The sequence below is a fragment of the Frondihabitans sp. Leaf304 genome (assembly GCF_001423105.1).
Lineage (GTDB): Bacteria > Actinomycetota > Actinomycetes > Actinomycetales > Microbacteriaceae > Frondihabitans.
Window position 1 is genome coordinate 88,122 of the sequence record NZ_LMNV01000005.1, and the last position, 25,380, is coordinate 113,501.

Consider the following 25,380-nt stretch of genomic DNA (forward strand, 5'->3'; position numbering starts at 1 on the left):
CTTGGCAGAGTTATCCACAGGTTCATCCACATTGGGGATAGTTACACCGGTGTAAGACACCCCGTTATGAATGACAAGGATCCGGGCAAAACGGCGATCGCACCGGCCACAGGGCCGGCTTCGCGTCGGGCCGAACCCGGCCGAACTGGTCAGACTTTGGGCGGTAGGTCAGCGCCAGCGGGTCGTCATCAGGAAGCCGATGAACATGATGCCGAAGCCGACGAGGATGTTCCAGGTGCCGAGCGACGGCACGGGGTAGACGGTCTGGCTGACGTAGTAGACGATGATCCAGGCGAGACCGAGCAGCATGAAGCCGAACATGACGGGCTTGAACCAGACGGCATTCGGCTGGTTGGCGTTCGACTGGGAGTCGGTTGCGGTCGCGCCGGCGGCTCGCGAGGTGCTCGCGGTGGTCTTCTTCTCTCTGGCCATGGGCAGAAGTGTACCGGTAGGGGGTCTGTGGATAGCCTCTGCGTTGCAACTTCGCGCCCGTAGAATCGGGGCATGTCCGATTTAGAAGCGCCCGCCGCCAGCAGACGCGCCCGTCGCCGTTCGCAGCGGCGCCGCACGTCGGTGATCGGTGTCTTGGGCGAGGTGCTCATCACCATGGGCGTCGTCGTGCTCCTCTTCATCGTCTGGCAGCAGTGGTTCAACGACATCGTCGTCGCGCAGGGCACTCGCGATCAGGCGTCCAAGATCAGCGAGCAGCTGCACGACGCGGCACCGCCGGTCGGGTCGAACAACGTCACGTTCGACAGCAGCAAGCCCAAGGTGACTCCGAAGCCAGCCGACGGCGTTGACTTCGGCGTGCTCTACGTGCCTCGCTTCGGCTCCGACTACCGCGTACCTCTCGCCGGGGGCACGGGCACGGCGCAGACCCTCGACAAGGGCGATGCCGGGCATTACGACTCCTCGCAGATGCCGGGTGCCGTGGGCAACTTCGCGATCGCCGGCCACCGGACGACGCACGGGGCGCCCTTCGCCAATATCGCGGAGCTCAAAGTGGGCGATCACTTCTACGTGCAGACGAAGACCGGCTACTACACCTACACGTTCCGCAATCTGCAATACGTGCAGCCCACTCAGATTCAGGTTCTGCAGCAGGTTCCCGACGCACCGAAGGTCGACACGACGTCGGGCGATCGACTCATCACGCTGACGAGCTGCAATCCGAAGTTCAGCGCGGCCGAGCGAATCATCGCCTACGGTGTCTTCGACTCCTGGCGGCCCTTCTCGGCCGGCGCCCCGTCTGAGATCAAGTCGCTGGTGAAGGGCTGACGCATGTATTCCGCACTCTGGCGCGTTCTCCCCGGCCCCTGGTGGGTTCGCGTTCTCATCCTCCTCGTGCTCCTCGCCGCGATTCTCTACGCCTTGGTCACCTGGGCATTCCCGTACGCCGACTCGTTCATCGATTCGCCTGAAGTGACAGTGGGTTCTTCATGACGCGCATTCTCGTCATCGACAACTACGACAGTTTCGTCTACACGCTGAACGGCTACCTGCACCAGCTCGGGGCCGAAACAGACGTCGTGCGCAACGACTCGTTCACAGCGGGGGAGGCCGCTGCGCGTATTGCCGAGTACGACGGTGTTCTGCTGTCACCCGGCCCGGGCACTCCTGCCGCCGCCGGCGTGTCCGTCGACGTCGTCCACGCCGCTCTCGCGGTCGACAAGCCTCTTCTCGGCGTTTGCCTCGGCCACCAGGCGATTGCAGAGGCCATGGGTGCGACCGTCACCCACGCCGAAGAGCTGATGCACGGCAAGACGTCGAGGGTCGAGCACGACGACAGCTCGTTCTACGACAACGTGCCCCAGCCGTTCCTGGCGACGCGATACCACTCGCTCGCCGTCGTCGACTCCACCGTGCCCCAGGTGCTCGAGGTCACGTCCCGCACCACCGGCGGCGTCATCATGGGCCTGCGGCATCGCGACGCGCCCGTGTTCGGCGTGCAGTTCCACCCCGAGTCGGTGCTCACCGAGGGTGGCTACAGCATGGTCGGCAACTGGCTCTCGGTGGCCGGGCTTCCGTCTGCCGTCGAGGCCGCGAAGGGCTTGAGCCCGCTCGTCAACCTGGGGTAGCTCGGCCGGCTGGGCTTGGCCGAGCTCGGGTGTGACTCGGGCCCGCGAGGCTGGCCCATGCTCGCGAGGCCGTTCCACGCCCGCGAGGCTAGCCCATGCCCGCGAGACCGGCTCAGACACGTCTCTTCGGCACACACCCGCACGATCGGCTCACGCCCGTGACCTAGGCGGCGGGTTCAGGCCGGCTGGGCGGGTCTGCGCCTAACAGGGGGTTTAGGCCAAGGCGCCAGCCGAGCAACCGAGCCTCAGACGCCCGGTACTACGAGCCGCTGCAGATCGTCAGCGTGATCGTGGAGCCCTGCGGCTGCTCGCCGACCGGGAGGTCTTGGGTCTTGACCACGTTGCCGGTGCAGGTGCCGTCGGCGACGGTCTTCACCTGGAGGCCGAGCGTGTTGAGCGTCGACATGGCGTCGGCGACAGGTTTGCCCGTCACGTCGGGAACGGCGACGGTGCCGCTCGAGACGACGAGGTCGATCGTGCTGCCGACGTCGACGCTAGTACCCGACTCGGGCGTCGTCTGGATTACGTTGCCCGCGGGTACCGTCGGGCTGTCTTGCTGGCTGACGGAGCCCTGCTGAAGGCCGAGACCGGTGATTTCTGACCAGGCGTCGTCGGTCGACTTGCCCGAGACGTCAGGCACATTCACCGACGCGGGGCCGGACGACACATAGACACTGATGGTCTCGTCTTTGGCGACGTTGGTGCCCGCCACCGGCGAGGTCTTGATGATGTCGCCTTCGTCGACCGAGTCGCTGGCGATGTCGTTGCGGTCGGGAACGAGGCCGAGCTTGGTGAGCTCGGCAGCCCCAGCGTCGTACGACTCGGAGGAGATGATCGGCACCTCGACGCCGGCGTTGGTGGGGAGCTCGACCGGCGAGAGACGGCCGACCCAGACGACGACGGCCACGACGATGATGACGACGAGCACGATGCCCGCCCAGATCCACGCGACCGGAGGCCTGGTCTGGGTGCGGGAGGGCCGATTCGCGTCGGTGCTGTCGAGCTCTTTGAGAGCCGCCTCGGAGCCGACGGCGGCGCGCGGATTGACTCCGAATAGCGTGGTGTCGGGGGAGGTGACATCGACGTGCTGTCGGCGGGCCGGAAGGTGACCGGCACCTGCGTCGACGACGTCGTTACGGAACTCGGCAGCGCTCTGAAACCGGTCGAAGCGGTTCTTCGCCAGGGCGTGCAGGGTGACGGCATCGAGAGCGGGCGACACGGCCGGGTTGATGACGCTCGGCGGCACGGGCGGTTCGCTGACGTGCTGGTACGCGACGGCGACGGGGGAGTCTCCCCGGAACGGCGGCCGCCCCGTCAGGAGCTCGAAGAGGAGTACTCCGGTGGAGTAGAGGTCGGAGCGGGCGTCGACGGTCTCGCCGCGGGCCTGCTCGGGACTGAAGTATTGGGCGGTGCCGAGAATTGCGGTGGTCTGCGCGACCGTGGCCGCCGAGTCGGAGACGGCTCGGGCGATACCGAAATCCATCACCTTGACCTGGCCGGTGTGGGTCAGCATCACGTTGCCGGGCTTGATGTCGCGGTGGACAACGCCGGCCCGGTGCGAGTATTCGAGCGCGGTCAGGATGCCCTCGGTGACGCGGACGGCCTCTTTGGGGTCGAGTGGGCCTTCGGCGACGATGTCTTTGAGGAGTCGACCCTCGACGTACTCCATGACGATGTAGGGCACGAGAACCGTGTTGCCCATGGAGTCGCGGGTCTGCTCTTCACCGGCGTCGAAGACGCGCACGATGGTCGGGTGGGCCATGCGGGCCGCAGCCTGGGCCTCTTGCCGGAAGCGAGTGCGGAAGGCGGGATCGGAGGCGAGCTGCGACTTCATCAGCTTGATCGCCACCTGGCGGCCGAGCCTGCTGTCGGTGCCCATGTAGACGTTGGCCATACCGCCGTGACCGATCAGGTGACCGATCTGGTACCGGTTGGCGAGGAGGCTGATCCCCTCGGTCACGCCTTCAGCCACGAATTGCCCTCCCACTGCCACGGTCCCGACCAGTCTACCTGGGCGGGACCGTGTGAGTCGGAGCCGGTGCGCGTCACGGCCGATCGAGACCGGAGTGAGATCAGGGGGTGCCGGGGTCGTCAGCCGGCGTTGAGGGGCCTGCCGGGGGTGTCGTCTCCGCAGTGCTTTCGTTCACAGTGATCGAGACGCCCGCCGACGAAGGCGAGGTCACCGACGAACCGCACTTGGCCTGATAGGTGAACGTGAGGGTGCCCACGTCAGACGACTGCACGGTCACGCTTGTCGCGTTGGCGCCGACGGTGTTCTTCGTCTTGCCGGCCAAGTCGGTTCCGCCCGAGATCGAATAGGTAAAGCCGGTGACCGAGTATCCGGCGGGGCAGCCCGTGTAGGTCGGGATCGTGACGACCGCTTGCCCAGTTGCCTCGGAGCCGCTGTTGTCGATCGCGGTCGGCGCAGCCGTGGGAGCACCGGGATCACCGGCGGTCGGAGCGGCCGTGTAGGCGTAGAGCACGATCTCTTCGGTCTTCTTGACGAGCCCCGTCGGCGACACGCGGTACACCTGGTTCTCTTGCGCGGCCGTGGGTGCCGGCGATGAGTCGGGTGAGATCGTCGTCTGGAAGCCGAGGCGTCCGAGAGACGCCTGCACCTCGTCGACGTTCTTGCCGGTGTAGTCGGCGCCGTTGATCACTGCGCTGTCGGCGACCGGGGTCTCGCTCGGCGTCGGGGAGGGTTTCGGCGTCGACGACTTGGTCGTCGCGGGCTTCGAGGTCTCGATCGTCTGCGGCTTGTCGCCGTTGGTCAGCGAGAAGGCGGCGAAAGCGATGCCACCCACGACGACGATGATGCCGAGCACAATAAGGGGCCAGAACCAGGCGCTGCGCTTCTTCTTCTCGGGCTCGTCTCCGTCGACGGTGTCGTTGAGACCGGTGGACGAGGATCCTAGGCCCAGCGTGGCTGCCGTCGGAGGTGCCTGGCGCTCGGGCGCCGGCATCATCCTGGTCGCAGCGTCTTGCGCCGCGAAGACCTGCGTCGCAGCATCGCCGTTGCCTCCGACGCCGAGCATCGGCACGGCCGCGGTGGCTGCCGCGACGTCGCCCCGACGCAGAGCGCGCGCCGCTTGGGCCAGCGCGGAGGCCGATGCGGGTCGCTCGGCGGGCTTCTTGGCGATGCACGAGTAGACGAGCTTGCGCACGGCCTCGGGGATGGTGCTCGGGAGATCGGGCGGCGTCTCGTTGATCTGCGCCATCGCGATGGCGACCTGCGATTCGCCGGTGAAGGGTCGCCGGCCGGCGAGGGCCTCGTACGCCACGATTCCGAGCGAGTAGATGTCGGTCGAGGGGGAGGCGGGGTGGCCCGACGCCTGCTCGGGCGAAAGATATTGCACCGTGCCCATGACCTGGCCGGTGGCCGTGAGGGGCACCTGGTCGGCGATCCGCGCGATACCGAAGTCGGTGATCTTGACGCGGCCGTCGGGGGTGACGAGCAGGTTGCCGGGTTTGATGTCGCGGTGGACGAGGCCCGCCGCGTGGGCAGCCTGAAGCGCCGACGCCGTTTGGGCGACGATGTCGAGCACCTTGTCGGTCGGGAGCACGCGGTCGCGCTCGAGCACGGTCGACATGGCTTCGCCGGGCACCAGCTCCATGACGAGGTAGGCGCTGCCCTCTTCTTCGCCGTAGTCGAAGACGTTGGCGATGCCCTCGTGGTTGACGAGAGCGGCGTGACGCGCTTCGGCGCGGAAGCGTTCGAGGAACCCGGGGTCGCCCAGGTACTCGTCTTTCAAGATCTTGATCGCGACGGTACGACCGATGACGAGGTCGGTGGCTTGCCACACTTCGCCCATGCCGCCGATCGCGACACGGGACGACAGCTCGTAGCGTCCGCCGAGAGTGAGTCCGCTGTATGGCCTCATTTGTTGAGCACCGCCTCCATGACTTGCTTTGCTATCGGCGCGGCAATGCTGTTGCCGACACCGGATTGTCCCTGTCCTCCGCCGTTCCCCACGACGACCGCGACGGCCACCTTGGGGTCGTTCGCCGGAGCGAATCCTGTGAACCAGAGCGTGTACGGGTCGCCCGTGCCGTTCTCGGCAGTCCCCGTCTTACCGGCCACGTCGACGCCGTCAATTCTTGCATTGGTTCCCGTGCCCTTGGTGACGACCTCCGTCATCAGCTCGGTCAGGGTCGACGCCGTCTCGGCGCTGATCGGCTGACCGAATTCGTCGGCCTGGAAGTCTTGCAGGGTCGAGAGGTCGGGGTTCACGATGTTGTCGATGAGCGTGGGCGTCATCTCTTGCCCGCCGTTCGCGATCGCCGCCGTGATCATCGCGACCTGGAGCGGGCTCTCACGCACGCTGCCCTGGCCGAACGACTGCAGCATCAGCGTGGCGGTGTCGGAGGTCTCGGGGAACACGCTCTTCGCCGTCGTCTGCGGAATCTCGAACGCCGTGTCGAAGCCGAATGCCTTCGCCATGTCGTTGATGCGGTCGTAGCCGAGCTTCGCTCCGAGTTCGGCGAACGGGATGTTGCACGAGTCGATCAGTGCGGTCTCGATGGTCACCTTCGACCCGCCACCGCAGGATCCGCCCTCGGCGTTCGTGATGCGGAATGTCGAGCCGGGGAGCTTCAGTGATGCGGGGTTGTCGAGCTTCGAGTCTTTGGTATAGCTGCCGCTCTCGAAGGCGGCGGCCGCGACGACCAGTTTGAACGTGGATCCGGGGAAGTACAGGTTGCCCTGGATCGCCCGGTTGATCAGCGGCTGCGTCGAGTCGTTGATCAGCGAGTCGTACGCCTTGAGCACACTGGCCCGGTCGTGGCTGGCGAGAGCGTTGGGGTCGTAGGAGCCTTTCGACACCATGGCGAGGATCTTGCCGGTCGATGGCTCGATCGCCACGACCGACCCCGTGTTGTCGCCGAGTGCGTCGTAGGCGACCTTCTGCACGGTGGCATCGATCGTCGTGTTGACCGAGGCGCCCTCGGGGTCTTTGCCGGTGAGGAGCGAGTTGAGCTTGTCGAAGAACTGCGAGTTGGACGTGCCGGAGAGCTGCTTGTTGAGGGCGCTCTCGATGCCGGTCGAGCCCTCGCCGAGGGTGTAATAGCCGGTGACGGGCGAGTAGAGGTCGCCGTCGGAGTAGGTGCGGAGGAACTTGTACTGGTCATCGACGGGCTTGGATTCGGCGACGGCCTGACCATCGACGAGGATCGCACCGCGCTGGGCCGAGTAGCTCTGCAGAATCGCTCGCGTATTGCGCGAGTCGGACTTCAGCGAATCGGCCTGGATGCCGGTGATGTACGTGCTCGAGGCAAGGAGGGCGATGAACATGGCCAAGACGACCACGCTCACGCGCTTGAGTTCTTTGTTCATCAGCCGACCACCATCCTCGGGCCGCTGCGGACACCATCGGAGAGGCGCAGGAGCAGCGCGACGATGATCCAGTTCGAGAGGAGCGACGACCCGCCCGCGGCGAGGAACGGCATCGTCAGCCCGGTCAGGGGGATAACCCGGGTGACCCCGCCCATGACGACGAAGACCTGCAGGGCCATGGCGAAGGCGAGCCCCACGCCGAGCAGCTTGCCGAAGTCGTCCTGGCCGACGAAGCCGATGCGGAACCCGCGCGACACGAGCAGCAGATACAGCGCGAGGATGGCGACGAGACCGGCCAGACCGAGCTCTTCGCCGAGGGAGGCGATGATGTAGTCGCTCTGAGCGAGCGGCGTCGTCTGCGGGCTGCCCTGGCCGAAACCGGTGCCGATTAGACCGCCATTGGCGAGCCCGAACAGCCCTGCCACCAGCTGGAAGCTGCCACCGATGCGGTTGTAGGCCTCGGTCGAGAACGGGTCGAGCCAGGCCTCGAAGCGGCCGTGCACGTAGCTCATCGTGAGGGCGGCGACGAGCGCACCGCCGACGAAGAGGATCATGCCGAGGATCACCCAGGAGCCCTTGCCCGTGGCGACGTAGATCATCACGACGAAGAGGCCGAAGTAGAGCAGCGAGGTACCGAGGTCGCGCTCGAAGATCAGCACGAGCATGGCGACGGCCCAGATGATGAGGATCGGGCCGAGGTCGCGGGCCCGCGGAAAGCGCATGCCGAGGATCTTCGGGCCCATCAGCGAGATGCTGTCGCGCGCCTGAACGAGGTAGCCGGCGAAGAAGATCGCGAGCGTGATCTTGGCGATCTCACCGGGCTGGAACGACAGGGGCCCGACGTCGATCCAAACGCGCGCGGCGAGACCGCGACGACCGAGACCCGGCACGAGGGGGAGGAGGAGGAAGACGATCGAGATGAACATCGCGATGTAGCGGTAGCGCGCGAGCACGCGGTAGTTGCGGATCACGAGAAGCACGGCGATCGCGATGATCAGCGCTGCCGTGGTCCAGAGGATCTGCCGCTCACCCGCGTGGGTGGGATTCTGGGTCGTCCACGAGGCGATGTCGATGCGGTAGATCTCGGCGATACCGAGGCCGTTGAGGGTCAGCGCGATCGGAACGAGGAACGGATCGGCCTCCCGCGCCACGACGCGCAGGATGACGTGGAGCACCAGGGCGAGCACGAGGATGATGATCTCGGACCAGAGCACGTCGGTCCGCAGTTCGCCGAGGGCACCGAGCTGCACCAGCACGAGCGCGCCCACGGCGATTCCGCAGGCGATGAGCAGCAGACCGAGCTCGATGTTGCGGAGCCTCGCCGGCTGCCGCAGACGGATCGAGATCGCCTGCGTGAGGTTTTGGGCCTTGCCTCCGGGATTGGTGGGCTTGCTGATGGCCTCGGTCGCGCTGTCACTCACCGGACTTCGCCAATCTCTCGACGATCATGCGGGCGTCGCTGAGGTTGTCGGCGTTGATGGTGCTGTCGACGGTCTGGCGGTTGTAGGCGGAGAGCCCGGAGACCGACACTGTCGTCGTCTCGTAGACACTCGACAGCTTGATCGGGCCGAGGGCCTGCTGCACACCCTTGTAGATGACGACGGTGCCGTCCTGCTCGCCGACGTAGTAGTGGTCTTGGGTCCAGCGGTAGGTCGAGAACACGCCGACGGCCACGATGAGGATCGCGATCACGAGGGCGGCGAGCCAGGTGATGCGTCGTCGACGGGCCCGGCGACGGTCTTCGGCGATGAGCTCGGCCAGGTACTCGTCGGATTCCGGCTCGAAGTGACTGTCTTCGGGCGTGGTGGCGACCTTGAGCGGGTGCACGAGGATCGACGAGAGGCGCAGCGGTCGTCGACCCTCCTGGCCCTCGAAGGTCAGCGGCGCCGCGGCCGAGCCGACGGTCGTGGGCTGGTCGGCGGCCGACGAGTCGTCGTCGTCGACGTCGACGACCACGACGGTGACGTTGTCGGGGGCACCGTGGTCGAGCGTTTCTTTGACGAGGCGACGCGACACGGCCTCGGCGTCGAGGCCGGAGGCGAGGGCCTTGCGGATGCGATCCTCGGCCAGGTAGCTCGAGAGCCCGTCGGAGCAGATGAGCCAGCGGTCGCCCGGCTGCGTGCCGAGGGTCGCGGTGTCGATCTCGGGAGCCGCGTCGACATCGCCGAGCACGCGCATCAGCACGGAGCGCCGCGGATGCACGGCGGCCTCCTCCGGGGTGATCCGGCCGGAGTCGACGAGACGCTGCACGAAGGTGTGATCGGCCGTGATCTGGCTGAGCTCCCCCTCGCGGTAGAGGTAGATGCGCGAGTCGCCGATGTGCGCGATGGCGATGCTGTCGCCGACCCGCATCATCGCGCTGACCGTCGTGCCCATGCCGGTGAGCTCGGGGTGCTCGAACACGGTCTCGGCTAGAAGTTGGTTCGCGGCGATCAGAGACGACTGCAGAGCGAACTCCGCGTCGCCCGACGAGCTGTAGACCTTGTCGGTCTCGCGAATGCGCCGGATCGCGATCGCCGAAGCGACGTCACCGCCCGCGTGCCCACCCATGCCGTCGGCCACGACGAAGAGGTGGTTGCCCGCGTAACCGGAATCCTGGTTGTTAGCCCGGATCTTTCCGACATTGGAGAGGGCGGCGCTTTTGATCGACGACGTCACCCGGTTACCGCCGCAACTCAAAGCTCGTGGTGCCGATGGTGATCGTGGCGTTCGACGGGACGGGGGTCGGGACGGTGATGCGCTCGCCGTTCAGGAACGTGCCGTTCGTGGAGTCGAGATCCTGGATCACCCAGCGGCCGTTCCACAGCATGAGTCGGGCGTGGTGGGTCGAGGTGTAGTCGTCGCGGATGATCAGGTTGCTCTCGTTGGAGCGGCCGATCGTCAGGGGCCCGTCGCCGAGAGGCATCTCGAGGCCGTTCTTCGCGCCCTTGGTGATCACGAGGCGGGTCGCCGCTGCACCGGCCGGGGCGGACGGCGGCGGGGTGCGAGGGGCACTGGGTGCGGCCTGGGGTGTCGGGGTGGGCGGCGTGGCCGCGGATCCTGCGCCCTGGTGGCTCTGGGCCTGCTGGTCGGCCGGAAGACGCTTGGCGCGTTGACCGAACAGGTCGCTGCGGAGGGCGTAGACGATGAAGAAGATGAACAGCCACAGCACCACGATGAACGCGAGGCGGAGGGCGAGGAGAGTCAGCTCAGAGGTCATCGGCGGCCTCCGGACGAGCCGCTTCGACCGGGGTCGGCGGAGCCGCGAGGGGGCGTCGAGACGGGAAGCACTCGGAACACGATACGCGTACGACCGATTTGAATGACGGAATCCGGCTGGATGACCGCCTTCGTCAGGGCCTGACCGTCGAGTTTCGACCCGTTCGTCGACCCCAGATCGGTGGCCTGGGCGTGCGTGCCATCCCACACGAATTCGACGTGCTTGCGGCTCGTGCCGGTGTCTTGCACGGTGATGTCGGCTTCGCTGCCTCGGCCCACGACGGTGCGGCCCTTGGGGAGGGTGTGGCGACGGCCGTCGATCTCGAGGATCCCGGACCACGTCACATCCTCTTCGCGCACATTGGCCGACTCGACGCGGATGATCCCCACCGTCAACTGCGAGTCTTCTTCGAGAGCGATGCGAACGGGCCCGGCGAACGAGTAGTTCTGCGTGGAGGCGTGCTTCTCGACCAGGGCATGGAGCTCGTCGATGAGGGCGGCACCCATGCCGTCCATCTTCGCGAAATCCTGGGCGGCGAGCTTCACCCGGAAGTCGTTCGGTGCGAGGATCCGCTCGCGCGACACCACGGCCGCTTTGACATCGAGCTCGCGCCGGAGGGCCGCGGTGATCTCGAGAGGCTGCACGCCGGAACGGAACGTCTTGGAGAAGGCGCCGTTGACGGCACGCTCCAGGCGTCGTTCGAAGTTGTCGAGCAGTCCCATGGGTCTCCTGGTCGGTGTGGCTCATGCGGGCGCGGGGATGCCCTGCCCTTGCAAGAGTAGGGGCCGGTGCATGCTATCGTTTTCAGGTTGGCCCAGGCGGCCAACGCTGGCGCGAGTGGCGGAATAGGCAGACGCGCACGGTTCAGGTCCGTGTGCCCGAAAGGGCGTGGGGGTTCAACTCCCCCCTCGCGCACCAGCAGCACTGAGACACTAGATACTCAGATAAGAAGAGGACCAGCCGAAAGGCTGGTCCTCTTTTGTGCGTTTCAGCGGCTTCAGCGCATCTGGGTGCGAAGCGCGAGTCGGCGGAGAAAGCGGAGGAGAGGCAGCTCCTCCGGCCAGTGGAGCACAACCGAGTGCAGACCGCGGCGCATCCGCAGACGGCCTTTGCCATCGAAGAGCGGGCGCATCGAGATGCCCGGGCGCAGACGCACGAGAAAGCGGATTCGGTGGCGTCGACCGAGGTGGTACGACAGATCGAAATCGTCGTGGACGGCCTCCGAAGCGTGCACCTCGTCGCGGACGTCCACCCAGGCCTGACGCCGCATGGCGAGGTTGGAACCGAAGACGGGCACGTGCGAGAGAGCAAGCCCGGCGAAGAAGAAGTACGCCCCCAAGTAGACCAGTGCTGCCGGGCGACGGAGCCAGGTCGGGCCGTCGAGAAAGTACGCGCCTCCGGTGACCGCATCCACGTCGGGCCGCCGGTCGAACTCCTTCATTACGGTTTCGATCCAGTCGGCCGGTACGACGGTGTCGGCATCGACCCGGGCGATGATGTCGCCGCGTGCGGCGTCGTATCCCGTTCCGCTCGCTGCCGCGATGCCTCGCTTTAACTCCGGGATCACGACCGCTCCCGCCCGGGTCGCGACGAGAGCGCTCGCGTCCGTCGAGCCGTTGTCGACGACGATGATCTCGAGCATTCGCTGCGACTGCAGCGACAGCGCCCGCAGGCAAGCGATGAGCACTGCGGCATCGTCTTTGACCGGGATGACGATGGAGACGGTCAGGGGCGGTGTTGCGGTCATGGTGGTGCTCCGTCGGCAAGCGATCGTGGCGCGTTCCCGCGGGCGCGGGAGGGGGCGTCATGATGGCACGGTAGGCGCTCCGGCCGGTCTGGGTCCGGTCCGTCTCCGTCAGTCCGGCCCGTCTCCGTCAGGCAGCGTCGGTGTCGTCCTCATCATTCGCCAGCGTGCGATCGACCCGGCGCCGCCGAGTCGGGGTCGGAGGAATCAACCGGTAGATGTCTGACCAGCACGCCTCGAATTCGACCGGGGTGATCGCGCCGAGGGTCAGTGCCCTATCCATCTCGCGAAGGACTTGCAGGCACGCCCTCATGAGCTCGAGGTCGCCGGTTAGCTCGTACCGATCGCCGATGTCGACCACGGCGACGACGAGGTGCCGGCTCCCTGCGCGAAGACGCCTGGTGACCCGCATGAGCGGCCAGAATCCGGCCGCGTACAGGGCGAGTCCGATGGCGAAAGCCTCAGGAGCGGGCAACACATGAAAGGCGATCATCAGCAACAGACCGAGGACTGCCCCGATGAGCGGCCACGCGTGCACGATCCGAAGCAGACGGCGCTCCGACCTGCTCGTGCCGGGGGCGTAGACGGTCAGGTGCGTACGGCTCCACACCGACCGGTTCGCGGGACTCACATCGACCGTTCCCCACAGGTGCTCGCCGTCCGACAGGCGATTGAGGATCCGAGTCAGGCGCGACGGGTGCGGGGACGATGCTCGTCCTTGATCGTGAAATGGTGCGATGGCCACGGTGCGACCGTAGATCGGCGGGAGTGCCTCTCTGATGTTCCTAACGGCATCCCTACGCGAAAGCGCTGAATACTCACGGTTTCCGAACGACGCGTGGCTGAGGTCGCGGGGTGTCACACTTCGATCATGAGTATCGACGAATGGTGGCCCCGACTCAGCCCCTCGACACAGGCGTCGATTATCGCCAACAACGGCGACGCCCTATCGGACGGCATTCGCGACGAGGTAGTCGCAGCAGGCGGTCTTCCTCTCCGCGCTGAAACCGGGGAGGAAGAAACGGAGGGGTGGTTCCTCGACGATGCGGCGGTGGACTGGATCGAAGCCCGGGCCAACGACGAAGAGTGACCTCGACGCCCCAGTCACCGGGGTGGCATGCGAGAGTAGAGGCCACACCGAGAGCAGGGATTTTCCGATGTCGAACGCCGAACGGCCGAGTAAGAACGCCCGCCGCGAGCACGCTCGCGAAGTAGCGAAGAAGCGCCAAGAACAAGAACGCAAGCGCCGTCTACGCAATCGCATCTTCTTACAGGGGGGTATCGGCCTCGCCATCGCGGCGATCGTCGTGGTGATCATCCTGGTGATACAGGCGTCGAACAGCGGCAGCACCACTCGCGTCTCGAGCGACGCCGGCCCGAAGAACATGGTCACCGACGGCATCCAGTTCCAGGGTGTCGACGGCAAGGTCGAGCCGGTCGCGACAGCCGGTGTCAAAGCCAGTGCCGCGCCGTCGCCGGTGGCCACGTCGAACGCCGATGGCGCGGCCAAGGTCGTCACTTACATCGACTGGGCCTGCCCGGTCTGCAAGCAATTCGAGGCCAGCTACTCGAAAGACATCCTGTCGCGCGTCGCGGCGGGCAAGGCGACCCTCGAGATCCACCCGGTGTCGATCCTCGACCGCAACTACCAGAACAGCCGCTACGCCAGCCGCGCAGCCAATGCGGCGGCGTGCGTCGCGAACTACGACCCCGACAACTTCCTCTCCGTCCAGACGGAGTTCTACGACAATCAGCCGGCCGAGGGGTCGAACGGGCTGAGTGACACGCAGATCAAGAAGCTCGTTCGTGATGGAGGGGTGACTGACGCGTCGGTCAGCTCGTGCATCGACGACGAGGAGTTCGGCAGCTGGGTCACCGCCGAGACGAACCGCGTGCTCGCCGACAAGTCGCTGGTCAACCCGGCGCAGGGCGGATTCGGCACGCCGACCGTGTTCGTCAACGGCACCCTGTGGAGCGGCTCGACCGACCTGCTGGCCGAGATCGACAAGTAGGTCGCGCGGGCCCTTTCTGACGCGGATCGGCCATAACGACGGGGTTAGCCGCGTCGGTATGGCCGATCCGCGTCGCTTTGCTCGCAGGGCACCACCGCTCGATGTCGGAGGCTCGTCGTAGCCTGCTGCCGTGCCCGAGCCGATCCTCGCCTGGTGGGCGCGACGTCAGCTGTCGCGCCGGTCCGCCGTGCCCTATCCCGTCGGCACCTACCGAGACGCGTGGGCGCCGTACCCGGTGCTCGTGCGCCAGTACCACCCCGAATACAACGGCGGCATCATGCTGACCCAGGTGCCGCCCGCGGCCGACGTGTTTCTCTGCTGGCAGTGCGAGACGGGGCATGTCTTCGTCGCGACGCCGGAGGAGCAGCGGGCGCGGCCGGGGCGAGAGCGGCGCCGATCGTCGTGGTGCCCGGCGTGCCTCGAAATGGCGGCACCCCGCCGAACGTCGGAGTCAGCGGCGCTGGCGGCGGCGCTTGCGCCGGATCCTCCGGTTTCACGCCCGTCGGCGCCCGCTCGACGACCCGCCAGTGCGCGTCGTGCCTCACCCGTCTCGGCACTCTGTGCCAAGACGCCGGCCCTTGCCGTCGGCGAACCCTTCGCGAGCCTCTGCGCGCCCCCGCCCGCATCGGCCGTCGAAGCGCAGCTGCGGGCCGATCTCGCGGCACGGCTCGAATTCACGGCCGGGGTCAACGCGGTCCGGCTCGCTCAGCCATTCTTCGACCACCTCGAGGCGTGGCCCGACATTCTGCTGCCCGAGCTCCGCGTCGCGATCGAGTACGACTCGACGGGTCGGCACGGGCTCGAGCACGTCGGCAAGCGCGAGGTCGCCGACCGCCGCAAAGACCGTCTGCTGCGTGCCGCCGGGTGGGAGGTGATCCGGATGCGCACCGGCAAGTTGCAACCGCTCGGCCCCTACGATCTCGTCGCGTCGGGCCTGACGAAGCAGACTGTTCCGGCGCTGCTCGACCGGCTGCGCGACATTCGCGGGTCGCTCTTCGTCGATGCCTACCTGCGGCCGGCCTCAGGTTCGTAGCGCCATCGCCTCGCTGACCCACCGGGCGTACAGACCCCAAGGATCCGGCCCGGCCGCCCCCACCACGGCGATGTGTTCCGCTAGGGCGTCGCTCGGCCGGAACCACTCCGTCCGGTCGAACCTGTCGGCCGCGAACTCGGCGTGCCGCTTCTGCTCGACGTCGCGCCCACCCCGCTCGAATGCCAGCACGGCGTCGTGCCAGATCCGCGTGAGCCTCTGCCGCGGATTCGACGACGTGCCGATCTTGATCCGGTCGTCGAAGCGAATGTAATAGACGACGTCGACGCGGGGCGTGGGCAGTTCGCCGTCGGGAACCTCGCCGTAGCGCCACTCGCACACGGCGCAGAGCCAGCCGCTCGGGTAGCGGACGCCGAGGCGCGACCCGCACGCGAGGCAGGGCGACGGCAGGGTGTCGGTGACGCCGTCGGTGCGTGCTGACCACTCGGCGGCGATGTCGAAGTGCCGGTCGCAGAGGGGGAGGGGTGCGTCGGCGGCGGCGGGTCGCGGGCAGCCCGGTGCGACGCACGCGGGCCCGACGGTGGCCGGTGCCGCTGAGGTGTTCGACTTCATGCTCGTACGTTAGGGCCGGCCGCCGACATCGCGGTCGGTGATCGCTCGCCGGCACCGCCGATGACCGCCGCGACGACGAAAGTGCCCAAATCGGCCTCTCTGAGCAGGTCAGACGACGATTTGGGCACTTTAGGCAGCGGCAGCGGCGACGCTCCTAGCGCTACTCCTCGTAGTCGCTACCGAACAGCGCGAGCTGGCTGGTCGACAGGGCGAGGATCAGCAGCCCCAGCCCGACGCAGAAGTCGAGAGCGTAGTCGTTGAGGTTCGACGGGAAGATGTTGCCGCCGAAGTCGCTGTTGCCGAAGAGGATGCCGTACAGCCAGAGGGTCAGCATGAGCATGCCCGCGCCGGCGATGTAGAGCGTCGAGTTGAGACGCTTGCCCGCGGCCCCGAGACCGGCGAGGCCGATCAGCAGGTACAGGGCGTTGCGCAGCACGGCGGTCTGGAACAGCCCGAAGATCATCGCGTCGGAGTCGGGCCCGGCGAACCGGATCGACCCGAGGTTGGTGGTGATGCCGGGAATGAACCCGGCGATGCCGAGCAGGATGAAGAGGATCGCGACGACGAGCGCGGCGACCTGGGCCGGGCCGGCGGCATAGCCGTAGCGGATCTTCGAGGTCGTGGTGGTGGTCATCGCGGGGAATCCTCTCGAGGGTGCAGTACGCCTCTATTCTTCACCCTCTCGGCCCCCTGCGCCGACACCCCTCACCCCAGCGGCTCGATCAGCTGCGGACCGTTGTTGCGCACGCTGTTGGCGTCGCGGGAGACCTCGTAGTGCGTGAGGGCGTGCGCGACCTCGAGACTGTCGCCGTCGAGCAGGGCGAGTGCCGAGTCGGCATCGAGCGCAGGATCCAGCCATGCGTCGAACGACTCCGGCGTCAGGCAGGCCGGCATCCGGTCGTGCACCTCGCCTGGCGCCACATGCGCGTCGCGCGTGATGATCGCCGTCGACAGCACCCAGCGGTCGGGGTCGTCTTCCGCCTTCGATCGGTCGGGCCATGCGGTCACGATGCCCGCCATCGCGAGTGCCGCTCCGGGCTCGAAGATGTAGTGCGGCTGCTTGCCGGTCTCGGTGACGACCCACTCGTAGTAGCCCTGCGCCGGAATGATGCAACGGCCGCCCGCGAATGCCTTGCGGAACATGCCGCTCGTCGAGACCGTCTCGATCCGCGCGTTGATCGGCTGGGGGCGTTTTTTGAGGTCGGGGTACCACGACGGCACGAAGCCCCAGCGCGGAGAGGCGAGCTCGCGCTCGCCGTGGCGCTCGCGAACGGCCGAGACCCGGTCGGTGGGCGCGACGTTGAACGACTCGGGGAGGCCGTGGTCGGCCACCTCGGCGCGTGCTTCGGCTGACGCCAGCGAGTCGAGCAGGCTCGGTAGAAGATCGGATGTGGCTCGGGCAACGACGAAGCGACCGCACATGCCGCCATTCTGCTCCCGAGCACCGACAACCGGGAGGCTCGAGTGGTTGGCTGACCCCATGACAGACCAGCCCCAGGATCCGGCCCTCCCCGCCCCCACAATCGCCGTCACCGGCGCTTCCGGCCACGTCGGCGGTGCCGTCGCCACGATGCTCTCGGAGGCGGGCGTTCGTCAGCGCCTCATCGTCCGGAACGCCGCCAAGGCACCCCAGCTCGATGGGGCGGAGGTCGCGGTCGCCGCGTACGGTCAGCGCGAGTCGAGCATGGACGCCCTTCGCGGCATCGAGACGCTCTTCATGGTGTCGGGCGCCGAGGCCCCCGACCGGTTGCAGCAGCACCTCGACTTCATCGAGGCCGCGGTCGACTCGGGCGTGCTGCACATCGTCTACACGTCGTTCATCGGCGCCGCCGAAGACGCGATCTTCACGCTGGCCCGCGACCACTGGGCAACGGAGCAGCGGATCAAAGACACCGGCAAGCGATTCACGATCCTTCGCGACAGCTTCTATCTCGACTTCGTGCCGGAATTGGTGGGCGAAGACGGGGTGATTCGCGGGCCGGCGGGCGAGGGGCGGATGGCAGCGGTCGCCCGGGCAGACGTGGCGGCGGTGGTGGCGCGGGTTCTGTCGGATCCTGAGGCTCATCGTCAGAAGACGTACGAACTGACCGGGCCGAACGCGTTCTCGCTGGCCGAGGCTGCGGAGCTCCTCGCCCGCACGACCGGCAAGCCCGTCACCTTCCACGACGAGACCGTCGAGGAGGCCTACGAGTCGCGCAAGAAGTGGCAGCCGGAGCCCTGGCTCGCCGACGCATGGGTGTCGACCTACACGTCGATCGCGTCGGGAGAGCTCGAGTCGGTGTCTCCCGACGTCGAGGCCATCATCGGGCGTCGGCCAGTGTCGCTCGAGGATCTGCTGGGCTGAGCCCGCGCTGACCCGAGATGGGCGGGGTCAGCGGACGCGGCGGGCCGACAGGACGCCGCTCACTCCGAGAGTCAGCACCGAGAACAGCACGACGATCATGGGGGCCGTCCAGGTGCCGGACGAGTCGTGGACGGCTCCGACCACGATCGGTCCGAGCGCCGCGATGGCGTAGCCGCCGCCCTGTACGAGTGCCGAGAGGCGTCGTGCCTCGCGGTCGCTCGTGACCATCCGCACGATGATGATGAAGATGATCGTGATGCCGCCGCCCTGAGCCACGCCGCCCGAGATCGACCACAGGAGCCAGAGCTGCGGGGCGAGGAGGAGGCCGAGGGGCATGACGATCCAGAGCGCGCTGACGATCCCCACGATCACGACCGGGCGCACCCGCAGGGCGAGGAACGGCACACCGAGCGCCCCGACGACCGCGAGGATCTGGAAGACCGACGAACTCGCACCGGCGCCGGAGCGGCTCAGACCCACCTCGTCGTGGAGGAGCGTCGGGATCCACGCGGTGAGGCCGTAGTAGCTGAACGCCTGACCGGCGAAGGCCAGCGTGAGGCCCCAGGTGGAGGCCCGCCGCAGCAGACTCCGTTCGTCGTCGACCGAGACCTGCGGGATGCTCGCGGTGATGACCTCGATCGGCCCGGTCACGACATCCTTGTCGGTGCGGCTGCCCTCGCCCGTGACGGCGGGGCGGATTCCGACGGCGAGGATCCAGACACCTCCGGCGATCACGGCGAACGTGCCCCAGATGATCAGCGCCAGAGGCCACCCCGTCGCGTCGGCCAGCGGGGCCGTCCCGAGAGAGGTGATCATCGACCCGACGTTGAGGGCCGACGTGTAGATGCCGGTCACGAACCCGACGCGCTCCGGAGAGAAGTCGCGGCGGATGACGACGGGCAGCACGACGTTGCCGATCGTGATCGAGACTCCCAGAATCACCGTGCCGACGATGAGCATCGCCTGCGATCCGCCGGAGCGGATCAGAGTGCCGGCCACGACGCCGAGGAGGCCGATGGTGACGGCTCGTTCTGCGCCGAGTCGCCCGATGACCCCCGCTGCCAGCGGGCTCGCGAGAGCGAAGCACAGCACGGGGATGCTCGTCAGGAGTCCGGCGACGAGCGCGCCGATGCCGAGGTCGGATTTGATCGTGTCGATGACGGGTGCCGTCGCGACGATGGGCCCGCGGAGGTTCAGCGCGATCAGAACGATCGCGAGGGTCAGAAACCAGGCGGCAGGAGACCGCACGGTCGACCGGGCCAGAGTGCGGCGGCTCACCGGCGGGTCTGCGCTGGCAGCCCCAGCAGAAGGGCGAGCTCGTCGGGGTCGGAGGCGACGGCGATCGCGCCCGCCTGCTCCTCGACGCTGCCGTAGCCCCACTCCACAAAGATCGTGGGAACCCCGTGTGCCGCACCACCGTCGATGTCGTGGTGCCGGTCACCGACGAGGACGGGGCGCGACACATCGGCTCCGCGGGCGCTCAGGCGATGCAGGGCCTCTTCGACGACGTCGGCCTTGGCCCCGCGCTTCTCGTCGTCGCTGGCCCCCGTGATCACGTCGAGGTAGCGGCTCAGCCCGAAATGGTCAAGCATCAGCGTGGCCGGGGTCTCCGGTTTCGAGGTGGCCGTCGACACCGGCAGACCCGCCTCGTGGACTCGGCGGAGCAGGTCTTCCATGCCGGGAAAGATGACGCTGTCGAGCGCACCCCGGGCGAGGTACTCGCGTCGATAGAGGGCCATGGCATAGTCGAGGTCGTCGCCGACGAGGCCGAGCCGACGGGTGAAGCTCTCGGGCAGCGGCGGGCCGACCCACTCGAGAAGCTGTGCCGGGGCGGGGACGGGGTGCCCGAGTTGCTGGAGCGTGCTCGCCAGGGTCGAGGTGATGCCGGGTGCGGAGTCGGCGATCGTCCCGTCGAGATCGAACAGCACGGCCGAGTAGGGGAACTTGTCGCTCATTGTTTCCAGCCTACGGGCCTGCGTCGCGCGTGCCCTACTGGACGGAGTGGAAGGGCCAGCGGCGGGTGGCCTTGGTGTCGTCGTCGAGCATGCGGACGATCAGGCCGGCGACCGTAGTGCCGGCCTCGGTGGTGCGGGCCGCCGTGGTGCCGGCCTTCGGGAGGATCGGAGAGAGGGGGCGGGTCGATGCGGGGATCTTCGCGGCCAGCTCGTCGAAAAGGGGGCTGTTGGAACGGGCGGTGCGGTTGCGGGCACGAGCACGAGTGGGCGCGGTCTGCACGGAGGTCATTGGAGAAGCCTTTCGGATTGGGTATATCAAATCCTACAAACTTGTCTCACAATGTCAATATGTATTTCAGTTGGATCGACTGTTCCGGTCGGCCCCGCTCAGCTGCATTCAGCGGCGCTCAGAACAGGCGCGAGTGCCCGTCGTCGAGCCCGCGCATCGCGTCGTAGTCGAGAACGACGCAGCGGATGCCGCGGTCTTCCGCCAGCGTCCGCGCCTGCGGCTTGATCTCTTGCGCGGCGAACACCCCCTGAACAGGCTTGAGATGAGGGTCGCGGTTCATCAACTCGAGATAGCGGGTGAGCTGCTCGACCCCGTCGATGTCGCCGCGGCGTTTGATCTCGACGGCGACCGCCGCCCCCTTCGCGTCACGAGCGAGGATGTCGACCGGGCCGATCGCGGTCATGTACTCGCGCCGCACCAGCGTGTGGCCGTCGCCGAGCACCTCGATCTGCTCGGCCATGAGCTTCTGGAGGTGTGCCTCGACGCCGTCCTTGACGAGGCCCGGGTCGACGCCCAGCTCGTGGGCGGAGTCGTGCAGGATCTCGTAGATCGACACGAGCAGGACGTCGTTGGTCTTGCCCTGGACGACCTTCCAGACCTCGGCGATTCCGGCCTCGGCCTGCTCGTCGTCGGGCTCGCCCATGGTGATGGTGCAGGGCGGGCTCATCCAGTTCAGCGGCTTGTAGCTGCCCCCGTCGGAGTGGACGAGAAGGCTGCCGTCGCTCTTGACCATGAGGAGCCGGGTGGCGAGAGGGAGATGAGCGGAGAGGCGCCCGGCGTAGTCGACCGAGCAGCGAGCAATGACGAGACGCACCCGGGAAGCCTAGTCGCTGCGGCGGGCGGGCTCCTTACCGGCTCCCCCTCCGAATTTGAAGGAGAAAACTGCGTCGGCGGGCCCGGATCCGCATGAGTTCGTCGCCCCAGGCCGAAATCTCCTTCAAATTCGGGGTGGGGGGCAGGTCAACGGCGGGCGGGCTCCCTCGCGGCACCGGATGCGAGGCCGGCGGCGACGATCAGCACGAGCACCACGAACAGCGCATTCAGGAGCCCGAAGTGCTCGCCCAGGAATCCGATCACGGGAGGCAGCACCAGGAAGGCCACGTAGCCGATCGTCGCGACGGCACTCACGCGGGCGGCGGCATTGCGCGAGTCGTCGGCGGCGGCCGATAGCCCGACCGGGAACCCGAGCGCCGCACCGAACCCCCAGAACACGACACCGACGATGGCGAGCCAGACGGTCGGGGCGAGGATCACGAGCAGCAGCCCGACGACCGCCGACGCTGCTGTCACGCGCAGCATGGGCACGCGGCCGTATTTGTCGATGAGCGGCGATCCGGCGATGCGAGCGACGGTCATGGCGGTGAGGAACACGAAGAGGATCGTCGTTCCCGCCACGTTGCTCACGTCGTGCCCGTCGACCATGGCGAGGGCGAGCCAGTCGTTGGCCGAGCCCTCGGCGGTCGCCATGCCGAGCACGATGAGGCCGATCAGAAGGGTGCCGGGCGTGGTCCAGATCGCGAGGCGCGACCGCCAGCCGGTCGATGCAGGGCCGTCGTCTTCGCGTACGGCGTGCCCGAGCTCTTCGGACTGGTACCAGCGCGTGACGATCACCCCGACGACCGCGACCACCACGGCGATGACCGACACGTGCACCGAGACGGGCAGGTCGATCAGCTCGGCGCCGGCGCCGAGAGCGGCTCCGACCATCGTGCCGAGACTGAACGAGGCGTGGAACAGCGGCATCACCGTGCGCCCGAGCACGCGTTCGGCGGCGGCCCCCGACACGTTCATCGCTACGTCGAGCGTGCCGTTGCCGTAGCCGAAGACGGCCATGCCGACCAGGATCGCCCAGAAGCCACCGCCGAGCGCCGTGCTGAGCCCGGCGAAGACGAGCCCGAAGGCGACCAGCATCAGGGCGTAGAGCGAGGTGCGCCGAGCCCCGAATCGAGCGATGACGTGGCTCGAGAGCGTCACGCCCGCGATCGACCCCACACTGATGCCTCCGGCGAGAAAGCCCATCTCGAGCGTCGACGCGTGCAGCAGGTCGCGGATGCTGGGGATGCGCCCCAACCAGCTCGCGATCGAGAGGCCGGAGAGGGCGAACACAATGAAGAGGGCGTTGCGCCAGCGCACCACGTCGTAGCGGGTGAGGCCACCGTCGTAGGTGCGGGTATCGAGGGAGGGGGACGCCATTGGTTCACTCACAAGTCAAGGGGGAAAGCCGGAGTCGAATCGATTCGAGGATCCGACTCCGTCACGCTAGCAACGTCTCGTCACGCCCCGCAAGTGCCGCGTCGAATCGATTCGACTAAGGTCGGTGCATGACCGAGAGAGCCCGAGCATGACCGAGCCCGTGCGAGCCACTCTGGCAGCCGTAGCCAAGCTGGCCGGCGTCTCGCCGTCCACGGCGTCGCTCGCCTTCAACGGCTCGGGGCCCGTGGCGGAGGCAACGCGAGAGCGAGTGCGCCAGGCGGCTCTCGAGCTGGGCTACGACGGGCCGGATCCTCGTGCTCGATCCCTGAGGCGAGGCCGCTCGGGCATCATCGGTGTCGTGCTCGAAGAGGCGCTCCGCGAGGCGTTCCGCGATCCGATGAACCTCGCCATGCTCGACGGCATCGCCGACGTGACCGGAGCCGCCGGCAATTCGCTTCTGCTGCTGACCGAATCGGCCGGGCCAGGGTCGGCGCTGGTCGACGCGCCCATCGACGCGGCCGTGCTGTTCGGGTGCAGTCCGGTCGTCGACGACAAGGTCAGGATCGTGCAGAAACGTGGGATCCCGGTGGTCGCCATCGAAGGACGCCCGCTTCCCGGCGTGGTCGACGTCGGGCTCGACAGTCGCGAGGCGACGCGCGCGCTCGCCGCGCACCTGCACGACCTCGGCCATCGTCGTGTCGCTCTCGTGACGCTCGAGCTCGACCGCGACCGGCACCGCGGCGTCCTGAATCCCGCTCGAATCGACCGGGCGACGTCGTTCACGGCGCTGGAGCGGATCCGGGGGGCGCAAGAGGTCTACCCCTCGATCGGCGGAGTAGCGACCCTCGGCAGCACGATCGACGAGGGACGCCTGGCGGGCCACGCCCTGCTCGACCCGGGTGCGGGCGAAGCGGCGGAGCGCCCGACCGCGATCATCGCGCAGAGCGACCTGCTCGCGGCCGGGGTGATCCGTGCGGCGCACGAACTCGGCCTCGACGTGCCCGGCGACCTCAGCGTCGTGGGCTTCGACGGCGTGCGGGTCGACGATCCGCTCGTGCCGGAGCTGACGACGATGGTGCAGCCGGGCCTCGAGAAGGGGCGCGCGGCCGGGCGGGCGCTCGTCGATCTGCTGGCGGGTCGTGAGGCGCGATCGGTGGCGTTCACGAGCGCGTTCCGGCGTGGGGCGACTACGGCTCGGGCTCGCTGATCTGTTCCGCGTGAGCCGGCCGAGCTAGCGCGCCGCGCCCGTCACGATCCACCGGCCCGACGCCCTTCGCAGACCGAGCGTGACCGCGCGAGCCCCGATGTAGCCGAGACCGAACGCGATCCACAGGGCGACCGGCCGACCGTCGACCGGAGCGGTCAGCGCCCACGCCAGCAGCGGCAGGTAGACGCCGACGTTCACGAGGCCCGTCCAGGCGAGGTAGCGGGCGTCACCGGCACCCAGCAGAACGCCGTCGAGCACGAACACGAGTCCCGCGAGAGGGATTCCGATCGCCATCGCGCGCAGCACCCCCGGCAGCAGCGCGCGCACGGCCGGATCGGTCGTGAACACCGACGGCAGGATCCCGGACACCGCCATCAACACCGCGCCGAGAGCCGCCCCTCCCATCACGCCCCAGAACTCCAGGCGCTTCGTGATGGCCTTCACCCGACCCTCGTCGCCGGCGCCGAGTGCGTGACCGACCATCGCCTGGCCCGCGATCGCGAGTGCGTCGAGGGCGAAGGCCAACGTCGAGAAGAGGGTCAGCGCGACCTGGATCGAAGCCAACCCGGTCACGCCGAGAGTGCCGGCGGCCCAGACCGTCAGGAGCATGGCGAAGCGCAGGGCCGCGCTGCGGATGAGGAGCCAGCCGCCCGCCGACGCGGTCCGACCGACCCCGCCGAGCCCCGGGCGCAGCGACGCGCCGACCCGACGGGCGGCTCGCACCGCGATCACGACGTAGACCGACGCCATCGCCCACTGAGCGACGACCGTGCCGATGGCCGAGCCTGCGATGCCCCAGCCGAATCCGTAGATGAACAGGGCGTTGAGGGCGGCATTCGCGGCGAAGCCGGCGGTCGCGACGACGAGCGGCGTGCGGGTGTTCTGCAGGCCGCGCAGGAGGCCGGTCGTCGCGATCACGAGGAGCATCGCGGGGAGGCCGAGCACCGAGATGCGGAGGTACGTCGTCGCCTGCGAGGCCACGTCGGGTGCGGTGCCGAAAGCCGTGATGAGGGATCCTGCGGTCGTCAGCCCGACGAGGAGCAGGATCGCGCCGACAAGGAGGGCGAACCACATGCCGTCGATTCCCGCGCGGATGGCTCCGGCGAGATCGCCGGCGCCGAGACGTCTGGCGACGGTCGGGGTCGTGGCATAGGCGAGGAACACGAGGAGGCCGAGCGCCGTCTGCAGCACCACGCTCGCGATGCCGAGACCCGCGAGGGGCGCGGCGCCGAGATGGCCGACGAGGGCGGTGTCGGTGAGGAGGAAGAGCGGTTCGGCGACGAGGGCGCCAAGCGCAGGCACTGCCAGCCGGGCGATGTCGCGGTCGAGCGCCCGCGTCACGTGGGAAGCCCACCCGAATTTGAAGGAGAAACCTCGCCGCGGCAACGGAGAATCAGGGATCTGAGGGGGTCGCCGGCCCGGAT

Annotated in this window: 27 protein-coding genes and 1 tRNA gene; 9 read left to right on the forward strand and 19 right to left on the reverse strand. The window is 67.8% G+C overall.

What is annotated here, in order from left to right:
* Positions 1 to 168 precede the first annotated feature (168 nt).
* The gene (locus ASF54_RS13790; protein WP_055964299.1) at positions 169 to 432 is read right to left on the reverse strand and encodes a cell division protein CrgA; all 264 of its coding nucleotides are present in this window, start codon (positions 430 to 432) and stop codon (positions 169 to 171) included.
* A gap of 72 nt (positions 433 to 504) precedes the next feature.
* Here ASF54_RS13790 and ASF54_RS13795 point away from each other — a divergent pair, with 72 nt between their 5' ends.
* From ASF54_RS13795 to ASF54_RS13800, 3 genes are read left to right on the forward strand one after another with little or no spacing between them, the layout of a single operon-like run.
* Positions 505 to 1,278: a class E sortase gene (locus ASF54_RS13795; RefSeq protein ID WP_055964302.1), complete on the forward strand. Its 774-nt coding sequence runs from the start codon at positions 505 to 507 to the stop codon at positions 1,276 to 1,278.
* Positions 1,279 to 1,281: 3 nt separating this feature from the next.
* A complete protein-coding gene (locus tag ASF54_RS16790; protein ID WP_194601180.1) occupies positions 1,282 to 1,443 on the forward strand; it encodes a hypothetical protein in 162 nt (53 codons plus the stop codon).
* Entirely contained in the window at positions 1,440 to 2,078 is a 639-nt protein-coding gene (locus tag ASF54_RS13800) for an anthranilate synthase component II (protein WP_055964305.1), read from the forward strand. The genes ASF54_RS16790 and ASF54_RS13800 overlap by 4 nt, the downstream gene beginning before the upstream one ends.
* Positions 2,079 to 2,337: 259 nt before the next feature.
* Here ASF54_RS13800 and pknB read toward each other — a convergent pair whose 3' ends face one another.
* The 7 genes from pknB to ASF54_RS13835 all read right to left on the reverse strand — a co-directional run bounded on the left by pknB (position 2,338) and on the right by ASF54_RS13835 (position 11,331).
* On the reverse strand, positions 2,338 to 4,050 hold the full coding sequence (gene pknB, locus ASF54_RS13805; RefSeq protein ID WP_123940054.1) for a Stk1 family PASTA domain-containing Ser/Thr kinase: 1,713 nt from the start codon (positions 4,048 to 4,050) through the stop codon (positions 2,338 to 2,340).
* Positions 4,051 to 4,150: 100 nt separating this feature from the next.
* Positions 4,151 to 5,959 carry a protein kinase domain-containing protein gene (locus ASF54_RS13810; protein WP_055964308.1) on the reverse strand — a complete coding sequence of 603 codons (1,809 nt, stop codon included), beginning with the start codon at positions 5,957 to 5,959 and terminating at the stop codon, positions 4,151 to 4,153.
* Complete coding sequence (locus tag ASF54_RS13815; RefSeq protein WP_055964311.1) at positions 5,956 to 7,410, reverse strand: peptidoglycan D,D-transpeptidase FtsI family protein; 1,455 nt, start codon at positions 7,408 to 7,410, stop codon at positions 5,956 to 5,958. Before ASF54_RS13815 ends, ASF54_RS13810 begins: the two co-directional genes overlap by 4 nt.
* Complete coding sequence (locus ASF54_RS13820) at positions 7,410 to 8,831, reverse strand: FtsW/RodA/SpoVE family cell cycle protein (RefSeq protein ID WP_084816302.1); 1,422 nt, start codon at positions 8,829 to 8,831, stop codon at positions 7,410 to 7,412. The genes ASF54_RS13815 and ASF54_RS13820 overlap by 1 nt, the downstream gene beginning before the upstream one ends.
* Complete coding sequence (locus ASF54_RS13825; RefSeq protein ID WP_055964314.1) at positions 8,824 to 10,068, reverse strand: PP2C family protein-serine/threonine phosphatase; 1,245 nt, start codon at positions 10,066 to 10,068, stop codon at positions 8,824 to 8,826. Before ASF54_RS13825 ends, ASF54_RS13820 begins: the two co-directional genes overlap by 8 nt.
* Before the next feature lie 4 nt (positions 10,069 to 10,072).
* On the reverse strand, positions 10,073 to 10,609 hold the full coding sequence (locus ASF54_RS13830; RefSeq protein WP_055964316.1) for an FHA domain-containing protein FhaB/FipA: 537 nt from the start codon (positions 10,607 to 10,609) through the stop codon (positions 10,073 to 10,075).
* Positions 10,606 to 11,331: an FhaA domain-containing protein gene (locus tag ASF54_RS13835; protein ID WP_055964319.1), complete on the reverse strand. Its 726-nt coding sequence runs from the start codon at positions 11,329 to 11,331 to the stop codon at positions 10,606 to 10,608. The genes ASF54_RS13830 and ASF54_RS13835 overlap by 4 nt, the downstream gene beginning before the upstream one ends.
* 109 nt (positions 11,332 to 11,440) lie before the next feature.
* Here ASF54_RS13835 and ASF54_RS13840 point away from each other — a divergent pair.
* Positions 11,441 to 11,527: transfer RNA gene (locus ASF54_RS13840), tRNA-Leu, on the forward strand.
* Positions 11,528 to 11,606: 79 nt separating this feature from the next.
* Here ASF54_RS13840 and ASF54_RS13845 read toward each other — a convergent pair.
* Positions 11,607 to 12,356, reverse strand: coding sequence for a glycosyltransferase family 2 protein (locus ASF54_RS13845; protein WP_055964322.1), 750 nt, complete (start codon positions 12,354 to 12,356; stop codon positions 11,607 to 11,609).
* A gap of 127 nt (positions 12,357 to 12,483) precedes the next feature.
* A complete protein-coding gene (locus tag ASF54_RS13850; protein WP_157510206.1) occupies positions 12,484 to 13,098 on the reverse strand; it encodes a DUF6611 family protein in 615 nt (204 codons plus the stop codon).
* A 126-nt stretch (positions 13,099 to 13,224) separates the two neighbouring features.
* On the opposite strand from ASF54_RS13850, the gene ASF54_RS13855 reads away from it, so the two are divergent.
* From ASF54_RS13855 to ASF54_RS13865, 3 genes are all read left to right on the forward strand, one after another.
* On the forward strand, positions 13,225 to 13,443 hold the full coding sequence (locus tag ASF54_RS13855) for a hypothetical protein (RefSeq protein WP_084816358.1): 219 nt from the start codon (positions 13,225 to 13,227) through the stop codon (positions 13,441 to 13,443).
* Between the two features lie 67 nt (positions 13,444 to 13,510).
* Complete coding sequence (locus ASF54_RS13860) at positions 13,511 to 14,365, forward strand: DsbA family protein (RefSeq protein WP_055964330.1); 855 nt, start codon at positions 13,511 to 13,513, stop codon at positions 14,363 to 14,365.
* A 130-nt stretch (positions 14,366 to 14,495) separates the two neighbouring features.
* Positions 14,496 to 15,398, forward strand: coding sequence for a zinc-ribbon domain-containing protein (locus tag ASF54_RS13865; protein ID WP_055964333.1), 903 nt, complete (start codon positions 14,496 to 14,498; stop codon positions 15,396 to 15,398).
* Here ASF54_RS13865 and ASF54_RS13870 read toward each other — a convergent pair.
* From ASF54_RS13870 to ASF54_RS13880, 3 genes are all read right to left on the reverse strand, one after another.
* Complete coding sequence (locus tag ASF54_RS13870; protein ID WP_055964336.1) at positions 15,387 to 15,968, reverse strand: GIY-YIG nuclease family protein; 582 nt, start codon at positions 15,966 to 15,968, stop codon at positions 15,387 to 15,389. The two genes, ASF54_RS13865 and ASF54_RS13870, sit on opposite strands and share 12 nt — an antisense overlap.
* 160 nt (positions 15,969 to 16,128) lie before the next feature.
* Positions 16,129 to 16,602 (reverse strand): DUF4383 domain-containing protein, encoded by a 474-nt coding sequence (locus tag ASF54_RS13875; RefSeq protein WP_055964338.1) that lies wholly within the window; start codon positions 16,600 to 16,602, stop codon positions 16,129 to 16,131.
* Between the two features lie 71 nt (positions 16,603 to 16,673).
* Positions 16,674 to 17,390 (reverse strand): SOS response-associated peptidase, encoded by a 717-nt coding sequence (locus ASF54_RS13880; RefSeq protein ID WP_055964341.1) that lies wholly within the window; start codon positions 17,388 to 17,390, stop codon positions 16,674 to 16,676.
* Between the two features lie 58 nt (positions 17,391 to 17,448).
* On the opposite strand from ASF54_RS13880, the gene ASF54_RS13885 reads away from it, so the two are divergent.
* Positions 17,449 to 18,312 (forward strand): SDR family oxidoreductase, encoded by an 864-nt coding sequence (locus ASF54_RS13885; RefSeq protein ID WP_055964344.1) that lies wholly within the window; start codon positions 17,449 to 17,451, stop codon positions 18,310 to 18,312.
* 27 nt (positions 18,313 to 18,339) lie between these two features.
* On the opposite strand, the gene ASF54_RS13890 is transcribed toward ASF54_RS13885, so the two are convergent.
* The 5 genes from ASF54_RS13890 to ASF54_RS13910 all read right to left on the reverse strand — a co-directional run bounded on the left by ASF54_RS13890 (position 18,340) and on the right by ASF54_RS13910 (position 22,749).
* Positions 18,340 to 19,590, reverse strand: coding sequence for an MFS transporter (locus ASF54_RS13890; RefSeq protein ID WP_326934339.1), 1,251 nt, complete (start codon positions 19,588 to 19,590; stop codon positions 18,340 to 18,342).
* Positions 19,587 to 20,267, reverse strand: a complete 681-nt coding sequence (locus tag ASF54_RS13895) for an HAD hydrolase-like protein (protein WP_055964347.1) — start codon at positions 20,265 to 20,267, stop codon at positions 19,587 to 19,589. The genes ASF54_RS13890 and ASF54_RS13895 overlap by 4 nt, the downstream gene beginning before the upstream one ends.
* Before the next feature lie 34 nt (positions 20,268 to 20,301).
* Positions 20,302 to 20,556, reverse strand: a complete 255-nt coding sequence (locus tag ASF54_RS13900; protein ID WP_055964350.1) for a hypothetical protein — start codon at positions 20,554 to 20,556, stop codon at positions 20,302 to 20,304.
* A gap of 118 nt (positions 20,557 to 20,674) precedes the next feature.
* Entirely contained in the window at positions 20,675 to 21,370 is a 696-nt protein-coding gene (gene nucS / locus ASF54_RS13905) for an endonuclease NucS (protein ID WP_055964353.1), read from the reverse strand.
* Positions 21,371 to 21,516: 146 nt separating this feature from the next.
* Positions 21,517 to 22,749, reverse strand: coding sequence for an MFS transporter (locus ASF54_RS13910; RefSeq protein ID WP_084816304.1), 1,233 nt, complete (start codon positions 22,747 to 22,749; stop codon positions 21,517 to 21,519).
* 148 nt (positions 22,750 to 22,897) lie between these two features.
* Here ASF54_RS13910 and ASF54_RS13915 point away from each other — a divergent pair, with 148 nt between their 5' ends.
* Positions 22,898 to 23,956, forward strand: a complete 1,059-nt coding sequence (locus ASF54_RS13915) for a LacI family DNA-binding transcriptional regulator (protein ID WP_055964359.1) — start codon at positions 22,898 to 22,900, stop codon at positions 23,954 to 23,956.
* Between the two features lie 24 nt (positions 23,957 to 23,980).
* On the opposite strand, the gene ASF54_RS13920 is transcribed toward ASF54_RS13915, so the two are convergent.
* Positions 23,981 to 25,297, reverse strand: a complete 1,317-nt coding sequence (locus ASF54_RS13920; protein WP_055964361.1) for an MATE family efflux transporter — start codon at positions 25,295 to 25,297, stop codon at positions 23,981 to 23,983.
* Positions 25,298 to 25,380: the final 83 nt, after the last annotated feature.